Raw genomic sequence first — 13,903 nt, forward strand, 5'->3', positions numbered from 1 at the left:
CTGCCGAAGGTCCAATCCAGGCTATTAACGGCAAGCCACTTCACCGGCACGCCGCCGCTCAAATGCGCGGCGACCGGTCTCGGGGGGTGTGACGCAAGCGCTCAGAGGCCGGTCCTGGCTGATGATCCGCAAGCGCTCGGCGGCAGGTCCTGGCTTGTGCGCCGCAAGCGCTCAGCAGCCGCTGCTGGCGCACTGGCCGATGACCTCGCCCGCCGGGCCGTCCGCCGGGGTGTCGCCTTCGTCCGACTGCGGTGGCTTGGTGGGGGAGGACGTCGCGGGCTTCGTGCCGTTGCCGGTCTGGGCCGTGCCGCGCGAGGAGTCGGTGCCAGTGGAGGAGTCGGCGCCCGTCGAGCCCGGGTCCGGGGCCGGGTCGCCGCCGGTGTCCGTGTCGGGGGCGGCGTCGCGCACGGTGCCGTCGCCGGGCTGGTCGTCCTTGGGGGCGTCGGTGGTGACGTCGCCCATCGTGGCGTCGTCGTCCTGGAAGTTCTCGTCATCCGCGGCGCTCTGCGAGGGTGCGGGCCGGTCGCCGCCTTCCTGCGTGGCCGGGGTGGCGGGGTTCGCCGCCAGCATGTAGCCGGCGCCGCCCGCTGCGAGCAGGCCGACGAGCACCGAAGCGGCGATGACGATGATCTTCTTCTGGTTCTTCGGGGGTTTGCCGCTCGGTCTGGAGTCCCGTTGGGCGAGGCGGACATCGCCTGGTCCGGACAGGATCTCCTGGCGATCCGGCTCGGTCGGATCTTGCATGGTGGCACGGCTCCCTGCGGTCGTATCGGGGAAAGCTCGCCGGCTTCCGAGGGTGATGGACCACACTAGCCGCAACAGAGGAATGCTCGCACACCAATCACAAAGGAATCACGACATGTCCCCCCTTAGATCCGTTTCCGCTGGTAGCCGCACCCGTCTGACGTCTTTGGCAGGAGCGGCCGGGGTGCTCGTCACCGCCGTCCTCGGAATATTCCTGGCATTCACCACCTCCCCGGAACCGGCCCCACAAAGCACTCCGGAATTCGATGAGGTAACGCAGCTTTCCGTAAGATCGAATTCACCGTCCGCTACTTCGGCGGCCTCTCCATTGACATTGATCGCATCGCCGACGCTCTCTTATGGAACGCTCCAAGGTTCCGCTGGGGCCGTATCCGTGCCTCTGCCGGTGCCGTGGATCGAGGTCGTGCCCCCGCCGGGAACGGGGGTCTCCGCCGTCCCGTCGCTCACGCCGGGTCCTCAGGCGGCGCCGGCTCCTCGGCCACGGCGGTCGGCCGTGCCCGGGGTGCCCGCCCAGGAGCGGTCCGCGACTCCTCGGCTGGAGGGGTCGCCCACCCCGCAGGCGCCGCCTGAGGCGCCTCCCCGGGAGCGGCCGGCGCCGGAGCCGGAACGGCGACCCCCGGCTTTGACGGGCGGCGGCGCGGACCCCTGCGCCACCTTCCACGATTTCCGGCGGGAGCCCTGCTACAGCTTCCTGGACCGCCTCACCAAGTAGCGGGATGAGGCCGTATGCATCCGGTTGGAGAGCACGCCGGCCCGCCACCGATGGCGGTGGCGGGCCGGCGTCACTCACGGAATCCCGGAATCAGTCGTCGCGGTCGTCGTCGTCCCCGTCGGACTGCTTCGTCCCGCGGTCGGTGACCTTGCCGGTGGCCGCGTCGACGTCCACCTCGTGCAACTGCGCGCCCTTGGTCAGCTCGATCTCCCACGTGTCCGGCCGCGTACCGCGCCGGTCGTAGTCGAGCTCGCTGATCCAGGCCCCCGGCACCTGCTTGTGCGCGATATCCATGGCCTTCTCGGCGGTGATCTTCGGCGCGGTGGCCGCGGAGGTGGCGGCGAAGGCGGCGCCCCCGCCCGCGACCAGCGCGACGACCGCGGTGCCTGCAACGATGAACTTCTTCGTGATTCGCATGACTCCACGACATCGCGATCTTCGATAACCGCGCGCTAAGCGCTCGTTAAGAGCACCTCTACGCGTGTCCCGCCCCCGGACGGCGCGGAAACGGTCAGGCGGCCACCGGACGATTCGGCCGTACGCCGGGCGATGTCGAGGCCGAGCCCGGTCGAGCCGACCGCGCTGTTCCCGCGCTCCAGCAGCGCAGGATCGAACCCCGGCCCCGAGTCCTCGACCGCCAGCAGGGCCCCGGAGGGACGCGGCCGGAGCCGCACCGACATCGCGGCCCCCTCGGGCGTGTGCGCGAAGACGTTGCCCAGCAGCGCGTCCACGCACGCCGCGAGCTCCTCGGCACCCACCGCGACCGGCAGCGGCCCGTCCGGCAGCGAGATCGACACCTCCCGCCCCTGGTCCTCGGCCAGCACCGACCAGAACCGCACCCGGTCCCGCACCACGGCAGTCGCGTCGCACGACGCGCGCCCGGCCGTACGCTGCCGCGCCTCCGTGATCACCGAGCTCACCGCCCGCTCCAGCGCGTCCACCCTGGCCTGCACCCGCGCCGCCTCCTCCGGGTCGCGCAGCGACTCGGCGTCCAGCCGGAGGCCCGTCAGCGGGGTACGCAGCCGGTGCGACAGATCCGCCACCGACTCGCGCTCGGCCACCAGCAGCTCGTCGATCCGCCCGGCCAGATGGTTGAGCGCCAGCGCCACCGAGCGCACCTCGGGGGGTCCGCCCAGCTCCGCCCGGGCGCTCAGGTCGCCTCCGGCCAGCCGGTGCGAGACCCGCGCCAGCCCGTCCACCGGCCTGGTCACGGCCAGCGCCAGCCGGTCGGCCAGCAGGATCCCCAGCACCACCAGCGCGAGCCCGAGCACCAGCAGCGCCGCCCACGCCTCAGGCACGCCCCGTGTCAGCTCGGCGTCCGGCACGAACACCCTGATCACGGCCGTGCCCTCGGGCGACTGCGCCGAGACCAGCACCTCCCTGCCCCCGGCGGCGGAGGCCGTCACGCTGCGCCCGGTCGCGCTCAGGTGTACGGCGTCGGAGCGCGGGGCGGCCGCGCCTGCCGTTCGCCCGTCGGGCAGGAACACCGTCACCGGACGCGACACCTGCTGCACCGCCAGCTCCAGGTCGGGCGTGCCGACGGCGACCGCCACGGACTCGGCGGCGGCGGTGGCCCTGCTCATCGCGCCGTTCTCGGCCACCGCCCGGATCAGCAGCGCCATCGGCACCAGCAACGCGATGAGGACGAGCGAAGTCGTCGCCGCGACCAGCAGGGCCAGCCACCGCCTCATGACGCCCCCGCCGAGGCCGCCGGCCACCGTCCCGGCGCGGACTCGTGGCTCATGACGGCTCCACCAGCTTGACGCCGACCCCGCGCACCGTGTGCAGGTAGCGGGGCTCGGCGGCGGTCTCGCCGAGCTTCCTGCGCAGCCACGACAGATGCACGTCCACGGTCTTGTCCGCGCCCCCGTACGGAAGCTGCCACACCTCCGTCAGCAGCTCCCGCTTCGTCACCACCTCGCCGGGCCGGGCGGCGAGATAGTGCAGCACGTCGAACTCGCGCGGCGTCAGATCCAGGGGCGCCCCGTCCAAGGTGGCGGTACGCGCCCGCGGGTCCACCCGCAGTGCCCCCACCGCCAGCGGCTCGGGAGCCGAACCGCCCGCCCGCCGCAGCACTGCCCTGACCCGCGCGTCCAGCTGCGCCGCGCTGTACGGCTTGACCACGTAGTCGTCGGCCCCCGCGTCCAGCACCGGCACCATCTCGGCATCGCCGTCGCGCGCGGTCGCCACGATGACCGGCACCCGGCTGACCGCCCGGAGCATCCGCAGCAGCTCCACCCCGTCGAGGTCGGGCAGCCCCAGGTCGAGCACGATCAGGTCGGGGCGGTCCTGCACGGCCAGCCGCAGCCCGTCCAGCGCCGTGGGGGAGGAGGAGACGGCATGGCCCAGCTCCCGCAGCCCCCGGCCGAGGGCCGTGCGAATCGTCACGTCGTCCTCGATGAGCAGGATGTCAGCCATATATACGAACGTAGACGGTCGATTGCCGCGTCTTGGGTCGCGTTAGCGTCGCCTTAACCCGCCCTTAGCCCGACATGGGGGAACCTGGTGGGCGATGAAGAAATTCGTGCTGGCCTGGGCCGCGACCGCCGTCGCCGCCACGGGGGCGTCCGTGGCCGTGCTGGGCCTGCTCGGCACCGGCCTCACCGGGACCTCCGCCCACGTGCTCAGCCAGGAGGAGGTGCGGGCCGCCCTGACCACCGTCACCCCGCGCACCGCCGCCACGCAGGCCGGCACGCCCACGTGGACGCAGCAGGGCAAGCTGATCCGCAGCGCGGGCGGCACTGTGATCGCCGCCTGCGTCGGCGACCAGGTCACGCTGCGCTCGTGGAGCCCGGCACAGGGCTACTCGGTGGACGGCGTCGAGCCGGGCCCGGGGCGTACGGCCACGGTCGAGTTCGAGCCGGGCGAGGGCGAGGACGTCGAGCTGACGATCACCTGCGAAGGTGGACAGCCCGTCGCCCGCGGCCAGTAACGGTCGCCCTCGTAACCGAGATGATCAAGGTGAACCCGGCGGCGCTCAGACCTCCGCGCTCAGCGCCGCCTTCGTCAGCTCCGCCTGCCGCCTGATCTGCCCCAGGACGATCGGGTTGACGCCCTTGGACTCGAACAGGGTGACCATCTTGTCCATCACCGCGTTCGCCCGCCCCAGGTCGCCCTGCCTCGCCTGAGCGCGAGCCAGCCGCCGCATCACCATGTTCAGGGTGATGTTGTCGATGGTGCCCGCCTGCGCGACGCGGGTGAGGTGGTCGATCCCCTGCTTGGGGTCCGGCGGGCGGATGAGCAGCCGCTTGCCCGTGGTCAGCGCCTTGAACTCGCCCTCGGCGTTCAGTCCCTTCACCATCCGGGCGTACGTGGCCAGGTGGTGGTCTCCGTACCGGTCGATCACCTCGTCCAGCGCCAGGTTGCCCGAGCGCAGCGTCGGCGAGTCCGAGCCGAGCAGCGAGAACAGCTTGCCCTGCTCCTCGCCCAGCATCAGCTCGGCCACCTGGTGGTCGTCGCGGCTGACCGGGAAACGCACCCTGACCAGGCAGGCGGGGGAGACGATGCGGGAGCCGTCGGCGGCGATGTACTGGGCGCGGACCTGGTATTCGCCGGGCTGCTGGAAGTAGTGCCCGTCGCGGCCGTGCCCGATGTACGCGCTGCGGTACATGGCCGGGTTGCCCTCGTCCAGCCGGATGTCCGGCGAGGTGTCCACGCAGTGCCGCATCATCGGCCGGTACAGTACGGTCCGGCCGCCCGGCTGGCTGATCGACACCTGCGTGAACTCCGTGTCCGGGTGCAGGTGGCCGTGGGTGACGCGGGGCTCCCCGGCGCAGGAGAGCTTGAGCTCGACGACGACGGGCTCGCCCAGCTCGAACGACTCCTTGGCGCGCAGCTCCAGCCGCAGCCCGGAACGGTCCTCGATCGGCTGCTCGAACGGCTCGATCTCGGCCGCCCCGGTGCCGAACGCGTGCGCGCCCATGGCCACGTCACGGAAGAAGCCGTGGCGCAGGTGCACCAGCTCGGGATCGGTGAACTGGAAGGGGAAAGCGGCCCAGTAACCTTGCTCGCCGTTGGGGCGGTAGTTATTGACATAGTTCATCCACGACAGATCGCCGAAGCCGCCGTCCGGCCCGAGCGGCTGTGGTGGCGTGGCCAGGTGTTTCTGCCAGGAGTGCAGCAGGTTGAAGGCGTGCCCGAGTTCGTGGACGTACGTCCGTAACTGTGCGCGCTGCGACTCGGGCGTCGTCCCCTTGATCGCGTCGTAGAAGACCGCCGCCCCCTGCCGCTGGTGGGCGTCGTTGTAGTCGAACATGATGCCCCGGTAGCCGCCCACGTGCCTGCTGGCCACCAGCAGCCACAGCCGCCACGCCGGCGCGTCGCCGAACATGCTGAACTGCTGCGTCATCGCGTGGTGCAACTCGGCGTCGCTCCACGCCAGATCCGCCCCCGACCCGTCCACCGGGATCACCCCCGGCTCGGCCAGGGTCAGCTCGATGCCTGCCTCCGCGTACGCGGCGGTCACGGTCAGCTCCCTGGCCGGCGAGCCGCTCGGCCCGGGCAGCGACCCCGTCCGGTACGACACGAACGGCACGGTCCCCGTCACCGAGTCCTGCTCCAGCAGCACGCGTCGGAAGTACGGCGAGGCGAACGACACCTGGTAGGTACGCCCCGCCACCGCAGCCGTACCCGACCCGTTCGTGATCGTGACGCTCACGTCCTTGACCGCCGTGTCGAACGAGAGCACCCCGCGTCCCCGGATCCGCGCCTCAGCGCCCTCGGCCTGCACGGCGGGGGCGTTGACCATGAACGAGCCCACATAGGAGGTCGTCGCGCCCGACACGGTGAACAGGTCGCCGCTCACCCGCCCGGTCGGCCTGATCCCGTCGACGTCGACCCGGAGCGCCAGCCGCGAGTCGCCGTCCTGTCCCTCGTACAACCCACTGATCATGGGAGGCTCCTGGGGGATCGCTGGGGTATATATCCGGGACACTTCCCCCGCCGGCAGGGCCTGTCAACGACTCCCGCGAACTTCGAGCGCCTCCAGCAGTTCCTCCGACGCCTTGGCGATCGTCTCGACGGCCCGGTCGAACGCCTCGGCGTTGTGCGCCGCGGGGGCCCGGAATCCGGAGATCTTCCTGACGTACTGCAGCGCCGCCGCCCGCACGTCCTCTTCGGTCACGCTCTCGGCGTACGGCGGCCGCAGCGTCTTGATGCTTCTACACATGCCCTAACGGTAATGGCCGATGCGCCGGCTCGTCTTCCGCACGGGCGGCGGCGGTTTCAGCCTGCGCCGGCCGCTGGGCCGAGCTCGTTGCCGAAGTCGAGGGCGATCTTGCGCAGGCCCTCCGCCAGCTCGTCGCGGTCCAGCGCGTCGATGCGCTCGGCGGGCCCCGACACCGACATCGCGGCCACCACCCGGGCGCCGTCCCACACGGGCACGGCCAGGCAGTGCACGCCGAGCTCCTCCTCGCCCAGGTCCATGGCGTAGCCGCGGGTCCTGACCAAGTTGAGCTCGGCGAGCATGGCGGAGATGTCCGTGATCGTGTTCGGGGTGCGGCGCGGCATGCCGGTCCGCTCGAACACGGCCACCGCGTCGGCGGGCCGCCCGGCGAGCAGCACCTTGCCCACGGCCGTGCTGTGCGGCAGCACCCGACGGCCGACCTCGGCGAACATCCGCAACCTGCGCGGCGAGGGCACCTGCGCCACGTAGACGACGAAGTCGCCTTCGAGCACGGCCAGGTTCGCGGTCTCGCCGGACAGCTCGACCATCTTCGTCAGGTACGGCTGCGCCCACACGCCGACCATGCTCTCCGCGATGCCGCCGAGCCGGACCAGGCCGCCGCCCAGGGCGTAGCGCCGGTCGGATTCCTGGCGCACGTAGCCGCGCGCGAGCAGGGTCTGCAGCAGCCGGTGGATGGTGCCGTACGGCAGCCCGGTCCGGGCGGCGATCTCCGACAGCCCCGCCTCGCCACCGTGCTCGGCCAGGGCCTCCAGCACGTCGAGCGCCCGCTCCACCGACTGAACGCTCACAGGCCCTCCTCCGTCGGTCCTGTGAGCGTTAGACGGCTGTGTCTAATGGTTCGCTCGCTTCGCTCGCTCACGGGCCCTCCTCCGTCGGTCCTGTGAGCGTTAGACGGCTGTGTCTAATGGTTCGCTCGCTTCGCTCGTTCACAGGCCGACCCCGCGCAGCGAGGCGTCCAGCACCTCGGCGGTGTGGGCCACCCTGATGTCCCGGCCGGCGCGTCGCATGGCCGCGGCGATCTGCATCGTGCAGCCGGGGTTGGCGGAGACCAGCAGCTCGGCGCCGGTCGAGCCGACCGCCCCGGCCTTGCGGTCGCCCAGGTCGCGGGCGGCCTGCGGCTGGAAGATGTTGTACGTGCCCGCCGAGCCGCAGCAGATCGCCGACTCGGGGATCTCGCGCAGGTCCAGGTCGGGGATGCCGCCGAGCAGCTCGCGCGGCTGGGCGCGGATGCCCTGGGCGTGGGCCAGGTGGCAGGCGTCGTGGTAGGCGACGGTGAGCGGCAGCGGGTGCCGCTTGGCCACGGGCCCCAGCTCGGCCAGGAACTCCGCCAGATCCATCACCCGGAACTGCGGATCGCTGCCGAGCAGCACGCCGTACTCCTTCATCGACGAGCCGCAGCCGGCCGCGTTCACCACGACGGTGTCGACCCCCGCCCGCTCGAACGTCCTGACCGTGCGCCGCGCCAGCCGCCTGGCCTGGTCGTCGCGCCCGGAGTGCACGCTGAGCGCCCCGCAGCAGCCCTGCCCGCGCGGGATGACCACGTCGCAGCCCTCCAGCGCCAGCACCCGCGCGGTGGCCGCGTTCACCTGCGGGAAGAACTCGCCCTGCACGCACCCGGTGAGCATGCCGACCACGGCCCGGCGCTCTCCCCTGGCCCTGACCACGCGCGGCAGCCGCTGCCGCCGCTCCACGCGGGGCGCGAGCGCGGCCATGGCGCCGAGGCTCGGGTTCGCCCGGCCGAGGAACGGCGCCAGCCGCCTGGCCAGCCACATCGTCGGCCGCAGCAGCCGCAGCCTGCGCGGGTAGGGGAACAGGGAGAACACGATGCCGCGCACGGCCCGCTCCTGCGGCTCGCGTACGTGCTGCCGCTCCACCTCGACCCTGGTCAGCTCGATCAGCCGGTCGTACTGGACCCCGGACGGGCAGGCGGTCACGCAGGCCATGCACCCGAGACAAGCATCGAAATGTCCCGCCATTTCGGGCGTGATCGGCGTCCCCTCGACGTGCTGCTGCATCAGATGGATCCGCCCGCGCGGCGAGTCCATCTCCTCCCCCCACAACACATAAGTGGGGCATGTCGGCAGGCAGAACCCGCAGTGCACGCAATCGTTGATCAGTTTCGGGTCCATGTCAGATCCCTCCCACGAACCGGCCGGGAGACATCCTGCGCCCGGGATCGAACCGTTCCTTGACCCGCCGCATCAGCGGCAGCCCGCTTACCTGCCCCCACCGGTCGACGCCCTCGTACGGGCAGGCGAGCACGCTCACCCGCCCGCCGGCCGCCTCGACCCGCTCTCGGAGCCGGGACACGGTCGCGGCCAGTTCGTTCTCCCCGATCGCGCCCCCCGACTCCAGCAGCACCCGCCCGGACAGGGCCGAGCCCCGCAGCGACAGGCCGGCGCCGGCCACGGCGTCCAGCACGGCCGGCGTGCCCGTGGCCGGGAACCGCACCTCCACCAGCACCTCGTCGCGCGAGATCAGCCCCCACCACGGCGGCTGCGCGCCGGTCACGGAGCCCTTGCCGACCAGGGCGCGCAGCGTCTCGGCCCGCGCCTCGGCGGCCGCGCCCTCGACGAGCACGGCCAGAGTCAGCGGCCCGCCCGGCTCCGGCCAGTCCACCTCGGCGGCGCTCGGCTCGGCCTGCGAGGCGGCCAGCGCCGCGGCGACCGGCGGCAGCTCGGCGCGGTCGAGCTCCGCCGTGATCCAGCGGCGGGCGGCGGGCAGCGGATGCAGGCGGAACGTGGCCTCCGCGATGACGCCGAGGGTGCCGTACGAGCCGGTGAAGAGCTTGCCGAGGTCGTAGCCGGCGACGTTCTTCACCACCTTGCCGCCCGATCGCGCGATCGTCCCGTCGGGCAGCACCACCGTGATGCCGATGATCAGGTCGCGGGCGGTGCCGTAGCGGAACGCGCGCGGGCCCGCCGTCGCGGTGGCCAGCGTGCCGCCGACCGTCGCGCCCTCGGCGAACGGCACGTCGAGCGCCAGCTCCTGCCCCTTCTCCGCGAGTGCGGCGGCCAGGGCGTCCATCGTCACCCCGGCCTGCGCGCGCACCACGAGGTCACCGGCCGCGTGCTCCAGGATGGTGTTCATGCAGCACATGTCGAGCAGCACGTCGCACCGCTCCGGCGGGCGGCCCCAGTGCAGCTTCGTGCCGCCGCCGACCGGCACCACCGCCAGGTCCCGCTCCGCGCAGGACCGCAGCACGGCCGAGACCTCCTCGACCGTCTCGGGCAGCGCCACCCAGCGAGGACGCACGCCGCTGACGGCGTCGTCCGCGTCCGCCTCCCTGAAGGTCACTCCTGTTCCGGCCGGCATCAGAACTGCTCCGCCTTCCCGGACTCGACCAGCGGATGCACTCCTTTGCGCACCCCTGGCACCTCACCGCACAGCCGCGGCGTCGGGAACACCTTGCCCGGGTTGGACAGCCCCCGGGGGTCGAACGCGCATCGTACGAGCTGCATGGTGTCCAGATCGTCCTCGCTGAACATCCGCGGCATGTACCGCGACTTGTCCACCCCCACCCCGTGCTCGCCCGTGATGGAGCCGCCGTGCTCGATGCACAGGTCCAGGATCGCGCCCGAGACCACCTCGGCGCGCTCTCCCGCCCCGGGTTCCGCGTCGTCGAACAGCACCAGCGGGTGCAGGTTGCCGTCGCCGGCGTGGAAGACGTTGGCCACCCTGATCTTGTGCTCGGCCGAGAGCCGGTCGATGGCGGCCAGCACGCTCGGGAGGGACGTGCGCGGCACCACGCCGTCCTGCACGATGTACGCCGGGCTGATGCGCCCCACGGCCGCGAACGCCGACTTGCGGCCCTTCCAGATCGCCGCCCGCTCGGCCGGATCGGCCGCCACGCGCAGCTCGAACGCCCCGGAGCAGATCTCCCTGAGCTGCGCGAACTGCCGCTCGACCTCCGCCTCCGGCCCGTCCAGCTCGACGATCAGCACGGCGCCGGCGCCGGCCGGGTAGGAGCAGGCCACCGCGGCCTCGGCCGCTTCGATGGACAGCGCGTCCATCATCTCGATCGCGGCCGGCACGATGCCCGCCCCGATGATCGCCGACACGGCCTGGCCGCCCCGCTCGATGCTCTCGAACGCGGCCAGCACCGTGGTCACGGCCTCCGGCGTGCGGCTGAGCCGTACCGTGATCTTGGTGGCGATGCCCAGCGTGCCCTCCGAGCCGATGAACGCGCCCAGCAGGTCGTAGCCCGGGTCCATGCGGTCGAGCGTGACCAGGTCGCCGTCCGGGGTGACGATCTCGCAGGCCTCGACGTGGTTGACGGTGAAGCCGTACTTGAGGCAGTGGGCGCCGCCGGAGTTCTCCGCCACGTTGCCGCCGATCGAGCAGACCTGCTGGCTGGAGGGGTCGGGGGCGTAGTAGTAGCCCCGGTCGCGCACGGCCTCGGTGATCGCCAGGTTGGTGACGCCCGGCTCCACGACCGCCCTGCGGTTGTCCAGGTCGATCTCCAGGATCGCGCGCATCTTGGAGGTGACGATGAGCACGCCGTCCTCGCGGGGCAGCGCGCCGCCCGACAGGCCCGTGCCCGAGCCCCTGGCCACGAAGGGCACGCCGAAGTCGTTGCACAGGCGTACCACGCGGGCGACCTGCTCGGCCGTGCCCGGCAGCACGACCACGCCGGGGGTCGCCCGGTGGTAGGTGAGGCCGTCGCACTCGTAGGTGCGCAGGCGTACCGGATCGGTGATCACCGAGTCGTCGGGCAGCAGCGAGCGCAGCGCCGCCACCAGCGTGTCCAGCATGCGATCACCTCCGTTTCCGATTATTTACGGCATCCGAGCGTATGCGGGAAGAGTCAGGAACTCGGCGAAGTCGTCGTCCAGCGCCACCTCCGCGAACAGCGCGGTGGCCTGGTCGAACAGCTTCGAGTCGTAGCCCGGCTCCGTGGCGATCTTGGCGATCTCCTCCAAGATGATCCGCTCGACCAGGTCCTTGGTCACCTGCGCGCCCGTGTCGGCGAGCGTGATGTCGTTGTGGATCCACTGCCAGATCTGCGAGCGCGAGATCTCGGCCGTGGCGGCGTCCTCCATGAGGTTGTGGATCGCCACCGCCCCCAGCCCGCCCATCCAGGCGGCCAGGTAACGCAGCGCCACGTCCACGTTGTTACGCAGTCCTGTCTCGGTGATCTCACCGGGCGTCTCGGAGACGGCCAGCAGGTCGGCGGCGGACACGCTGACGTCCTCGCGCAGCCGGTCGAGCTGGTTGGGCCGCGACCCCAGCACCCCGTCGAACACCTCGCGGCAGATCGGCACCAGGTCCGGGTGCGCCACCCACGACCCGTCGAACCCGTCGCCCGACTCGCGCGTCTTGTCCGCCCGCACCTTCTCCAGCGCCACGGCGTTGACCTCGGGGTCGCGGCGCGAGGGGATGAACGCCGCCATCCCGCCGATGGCGTGCGCGCCGCGCTTGTGGCAGGAGCGCACCAGCAACTCGGTGTACGCGCGCATGAACGGGGCCGTCATCGTGACCGCGTTCCGCTCGGGCAGCAGGAACTCCCGGCCCCTGGTGCGGAACTTCTTGATCACGCTGAACAGGTAGTCCCAGCGGCCCGCGTTGAGCCCGGCCGAGTGGTCGCGCAGCTCGTAGAGGATCTCCTCCATCTCGAACGCGGCCGGGTAGGTCTCGATGAGCACGGTCGCCCTGATGCTCCCGTACGGGATGCCGAGGAGCTCCTGCGCCCGGGTGAACACGTCGTTCCAGAGCCGCGCCTCCAGGTATGACTCGATCTTGGGCAGGTAGAAGTAGGGACCCTTGCCCTTGTCGATCTGCCGCTGGGCGCAGTGGAAGAAGTAGAGCGCGAAGTCGAACAGCGACCCCGACACCGGCTGCCCGTCGAGCGTGGCGTGCTTCTCGTCCAGGTGCCATCCGCGCGGCCGCACCACGATGGTGGCCAGCTCGGCGTCGGGCTTGAGCGCGTACGTCTTGCCGCCGGTCTCGAAGTCGATCGTGCGGTCGAGCGCGTCACGCAGGTTGAGGTGGCCGGCCACGCAGTTCTCCCAGAGCGGGGAGTTGGCGTCCTCGAAGTCGGCCAGCCACACCTTGGCGCCGGAGTTGAGCGCGTTGATGGTCATCTTCTTGTCGACGGGACCGGTGATCTCGACCCGGCGGTCCTCCAGGCCGGGGGCCGGGGGCGCGACGCGCCAGTCGCCCTCCCTGATCTCCTTGGTCTCGGGCAGGAAGTCGAGCATGCCGCCGCCCGACAGCTCCGCCTGCCGCGCCTGCCGGGCCTCCAGCAGCTCCAGCCGTCTGGCGCCGAACTCCCGCTGGAGAGCCGCCACGAAATCGAGCGCCTCCGGCGTGAGGATCTCATCGAACCGGTCGAGCATCGGGCCGGTGATCTCCATGGGACCTCTTTCCACTCTATGGAAAACAGATTCTGGATTGTGGAAACGAAGCTACTCCCATGGTGGTTCCCTGGTCAAAGGTGGGGTTCCCCCAGGGCGCGTTAGGGGGCATCCCCGATGCCGCCGCGGCCCCGCCGCGAAAGGATTACCCGCATGAAGACGATGGCGATCGCGGGCGGGTTGCTGGGCTCCGCAGTGCTGCTGACAGGGTGCGGGCTTGCGAGCATCGCCGGCCCCAACAACCAGGACACGACGTCCTACCAGGTGACGGACAAGGTCACCAAGCTCCAGGTGGAGAGCCACGCCGGCGACACCGTGGTCACCGAGACCGACGGCACGGCGATCCGCGTCGTCGAGACCCTCCGCTGGCGGGGCGACGACAAGCCCAAGGCGGAGCACAAGGTCGAGGGCGAGGCGCTGTTCGTCACGTACGACTGCGCTTCGACCCTGGGCAGTTGCAGCGTCGACTACAAGATCGAGATCCCCAAGGGGCTGCCCGTCGACCTCGAGAGCGGCTCGGGCAACATCACGCTCAGGGGCCTGACCGGGGACATCGAGGTACGCGTCGGCTCCGGCGACGTGGACGCCTCGGAGCTGGCGGGCAAGAAAGTGGTCGCCGAGGCCGGGTCCGGTAACGTGGAGCTGAAGTACACCGCCGCGCCCGACAGCGCGCAGGTGAAGGTCGGATCGGGAGACGCCGTACTGAACGTCCCCGACGGGGCTTATGACGTGAAGACCGATGTGGGATCCGGCGACGAGACGGTCTCGGTCAAGGCCGACGGCTCGTCCCCGCGCAAGATCTCGCTGACCTCGGGTTCCGGCGACGTCAGCGTGTTGCCTGGATAACCAGGTGATTGCGCCGCGGATGTCGTGCCACCATCGTGG

14 protein-coding genes are annotated in these 13,903 nt (G+C 71.4%); 3 read left to right on the forward strand and 11 right to left on the reverse strand.

Going from position 1 to position 13,903, the window contains the following annotated elements:
- Window positions 1-171 precede the first annotated feature (171 nt).
- A complete protein-coding gene (locus EJK15_RS03200) occupies window positions 172-744 on the reverse strand; it encodes a hypothetical protein (RefSeq protein ID WP_138708828.1) in 573 nt (190 codons plus the stop codon).
- A gap of 394 nt (window positions 745-1,138) precedes the next feature.
- Here EJK15_RS03200 and EJK15_RS03205 point away from each other — a divergent pair, with 394 nt between their 5' ends.
- The gene (locus EJK15_RS03205) at window positions 1,139-1,477 is read left to right on the forward strand and encodes a hypothetical protein (RefSeq protein ID WP_138708829.1); all 339 of its coding nucleotides are present in this window, start codon (window positions 1,139-1,141) and stop codon (window positions 1,475-1,477) included.
- A 90-nt stretch (window positions 1,478-1,567) separates the two neighbouring features.
- Here EJK15_RS03205 and EJK15_RS03210 read toward each other — a convergent pair whose 3' ends face one another.
- The 3 genes from EJK15_RS03210 to EJK15_RS03220 are packed head-to-tail and all read right to left on the reverse strand — an operon-like array spanning window position 1,568 to window position 3,895.
- Window positions 1,568-1,894 carry a PepSY domain-containing protein gene (locus EJK15_RS03210; protein ID WP_138708830.1) on the reverse strand — a complete coding sequence of 109 codons (327 nt, stop codon included), beginning with the start codon at window positions 1,892-1,894 and terminating at the stop codon, window positions 1,568-1,570.
- A 35-nt stretch (window positions 1,895-1,929) separates the two neighbouring features.
- A complete protein-coding gene (locus EJK15_RS03215) occupies window positions 1,930-3,168 on the reverse strand; it encodes a sensor histidine kinase (protein WP_138708831.1) in 1,239 nt (412 codons plus the stop codon).
- Between the two features lie 49 nt (window positions 3,169-3,217).
- The gene (locus tag EJK15_RS03220; protein WP_138708832.1) at window positions 3,218-3,895 is read right to left on the reverse strand and encodes a response regulator transcription factor; all 678 of its coding nucleotides are present in this window, start codon (window positions 3,893-3,895) and stop codon (window positions 3,218-3,220) included.
- 94 nt (window positions 3,896-3,989) lie between these two features.
- Here EJK15_RS03220 and EJK15_RS03225 point away from each other — a divergent pair, with 94 nt between their 5' ends.
- Complete coding sequence (locus EJK15_RS03225; protein WP_138708833.1) at window positions 3,990-4,409, forward strand: lipocalin/fatty acid-binding family protein; 420 nt, start codon at window positions 3,990-3,992, stop codon at window positions 4,407-4,409.
- Between the two features lie 45 nt (window positions 4,410-4,454).
- Here the strand turns inward: EJK15_RS03225 and EJK15_RS03230 are convergent, their stop codons facing one another.
- From EJK15_RS03230 to aceB, 7 genes are all read right to left on the reverse strand, one after another.
- Window positions 4,455-6,368 carry a zinc metalloprotease gene (locus EJK15_RS03230; protein ID WP_138708834.1) on the reverse strand — a complete coding sequence of 638 codons (1,914 nt, stop codon included), beginning with the start codon at window positions 6,366-6,368 and terminating at the stop codon, window positions 4,455-4,457.
- Between the two features lie 63 nt (window positions 6,369-6,431).
- Entirely contained in the window at window positions 6,432-6,644 is a 213-nt protein-coding gene (locus tag EJK15_RS03235) for a DUF2277 domain-containing protein (protein WP_138708835.1), read from the reverse strand.
- Between the two features lie 56 nt (window positions 6,645-6,700).
- Window positions 6,701-7,450, reverse strand: coding sequence for an IclR family transcriptional regulator (locus EJK15_RS03240; RefSeq protein WP_240776748.1), 750 nt, complete (start codon window positions 7,448-7,450; stop codon window positions 6,701-6,703).
- A 138-nt stretch (window positions 7,451-7,588) separates the two neighbouring features.
- Complete coding sequence (locus tag EJK15_RS03245) at window positions 7,589-8,791, reverse strand: (Fe-S)-binding protein (protein ID WP_138708836.1); 1,203 nt, start codon at window positions 8,789-8,791, stop codon at window positions 7,589-7,591.
- A 1-nt stretch (window position 8,792) separates the two neighbouring features.
- Window positions 8,793-9,977 (reverse strand): FAD-binding oxidoreductase, encoded by a 1,185-nt coding sequence (locus EJK15_RS03250; RefSeq protein WP_138708837.1) that lies wholly within the window; start codon window positions 9,975-9,977, stop codon window positions 8,793-8,795.
- A complete protein-coding gene (locus EJK15_RS03255) occupies window positions 9,977-11,416 on the reverse strand; it encodes an FAD-linked oxidase C-terminal domain-containing protein (protein WP_138708838.1) in 1,440 nt (479 codons plus the stop codon). Before EJK15_RS03255 ends, EJK15_RS03250 begins: the two co-directional genes overlap by 1 nt.
- A gap of 24 nt (window positions 11,417-11,440) precedes the next feature.
- On the reverse strand, window positions 11,441-13,018 hold the full coding sequence (gene aceB, locus EJK15_RS03260; protein WP_138708839.1) for a malate synthase A: 1,578 nt from the start codon (window positions 13,016-13,018) through the stop codon (window positions 11,441-11,443).
- A 153-nt stretch (window positions 13,019-13,171) separates the two neighbouring features.
- Here aceB and EJK15_RS03265 point away from each other — a divergent pair, with 153 nt between their 5' ends.
- Window positions 13,172-13,864, forward strand: coding sequence for a DUF4097 family beta strand repeat-containing protein (locus EJK15_RS03265; protein ID WP_138708840.1), 693 nt, complete (start codon window positions 13,172-13,174; stop codon window positions 13,862-13,864).
- Window positions 13,865-13,903: the final 39 nt, after the last annotated feature.

Origin of the sequence: Nonomuraea basaltis, assembly GCF_005893125.1 — a bacterium.
GTDB classification, from domain to species: domain Bacteria; phylum Actinomycetota; class Actinomycetes; order Streptosporangiales; family Streptosporangiaceae; genus Nonomuraea; species Nonomuraea basaltis.

What these genes read in the sequence shown, in the direction of transcription:
- EJK15_RS03200 (WP_138708828.1), bottom strand. Translation starts at nt 744, where the DNA reads ATGCAAGATCCGACCGAGCCGGATCGCCAGGAGATCCTGTCCGGACCA.
- EJK15_RS03245 (WP_138708836.1), bottom strand. Translation starts at nt 8,791, where the DNA reads ATGGACCCGAAACTGATCAACGATTGCGTGCACTGCGGGTTCTGCCTG.
- EJK15_RS03235 (WP_138708835.1), bottom strand. Translation starts at nt 6,644, where the DNA reads ATGTGTAGAAGCATCAAGACGCTGCGGCCGCCGTACGCCGAGAGCGTG.
- EJK15_RS03210 (WP_138708830.1), bottom strand. Translation starts at nt 1,894, where the DNA reads ATGCGAATCACGAAGAAGTTCATCGTTGCAGGCACCGCGGTCGTCGCG.
- EJK15_RS03255 (WP_138708838.1), bottom strand. Translation starts at nt 11,416, where the DNA reads ATGCTGGACACGCTGGTGGCGGCGCTGCGCTCGCTGCTGCCCGACGAC.
- EJK15_RS03230 (WP_138708834.1), bottom strand. Translation starts at nt 6,368, where the DNA reads ATGATCAGTGGGTTGTACGAGGGACAGGACGGCGACTCGCGGCTGGCG.
- EJK15_RS03220 (WP_138708832.1), bottom strand. Translation starts at nt 3,895, where the DNA reads ATGGCTGACATCCTGCTCATCGAGGACGACGTGACGATTCGCACGGCC.
- EJK15_RS03250 (WP_138708837.1), bottom strand. Translation starts at nt 9,977, where the DNA reads ATGCCGGCCGGAACAGGAGTGACCTTCAGGGAGGCGGACGCGGACGAC.
- EJK15_RS03265 (WP_138708840.1), top strand. Translation starts at nt 13,172, where the DNA reads ATGAAGACGATGGCGATCGCGGGCGGGTTGCTGGGCTCCGCAGTGCTG.
- EJK15_RS03225 (WP_138708833.1), top strand. Translation starts at nt 3,990, where the DNA reads ATGAAGAAATTCGTGCTGGCCTGGGCCGCGACCGCCGTCGCCGCCACG.
- EJK15_RS03215 (WP_138708831.1), bottom strand. Translation starts at nt 3,168, where the DNA reads ATGAGGCGGTGGCTGGCCCTGCTGGTCGCGGCGACGACTTCGCTCGTC.
- aceB (WP_138708839.1), bottom strand. Translation starts at nt 13,018, where the DNA reads ATGGAGATCACCGGCCCGATGCTCGACCGGTTCGATGAGATCCTCACG.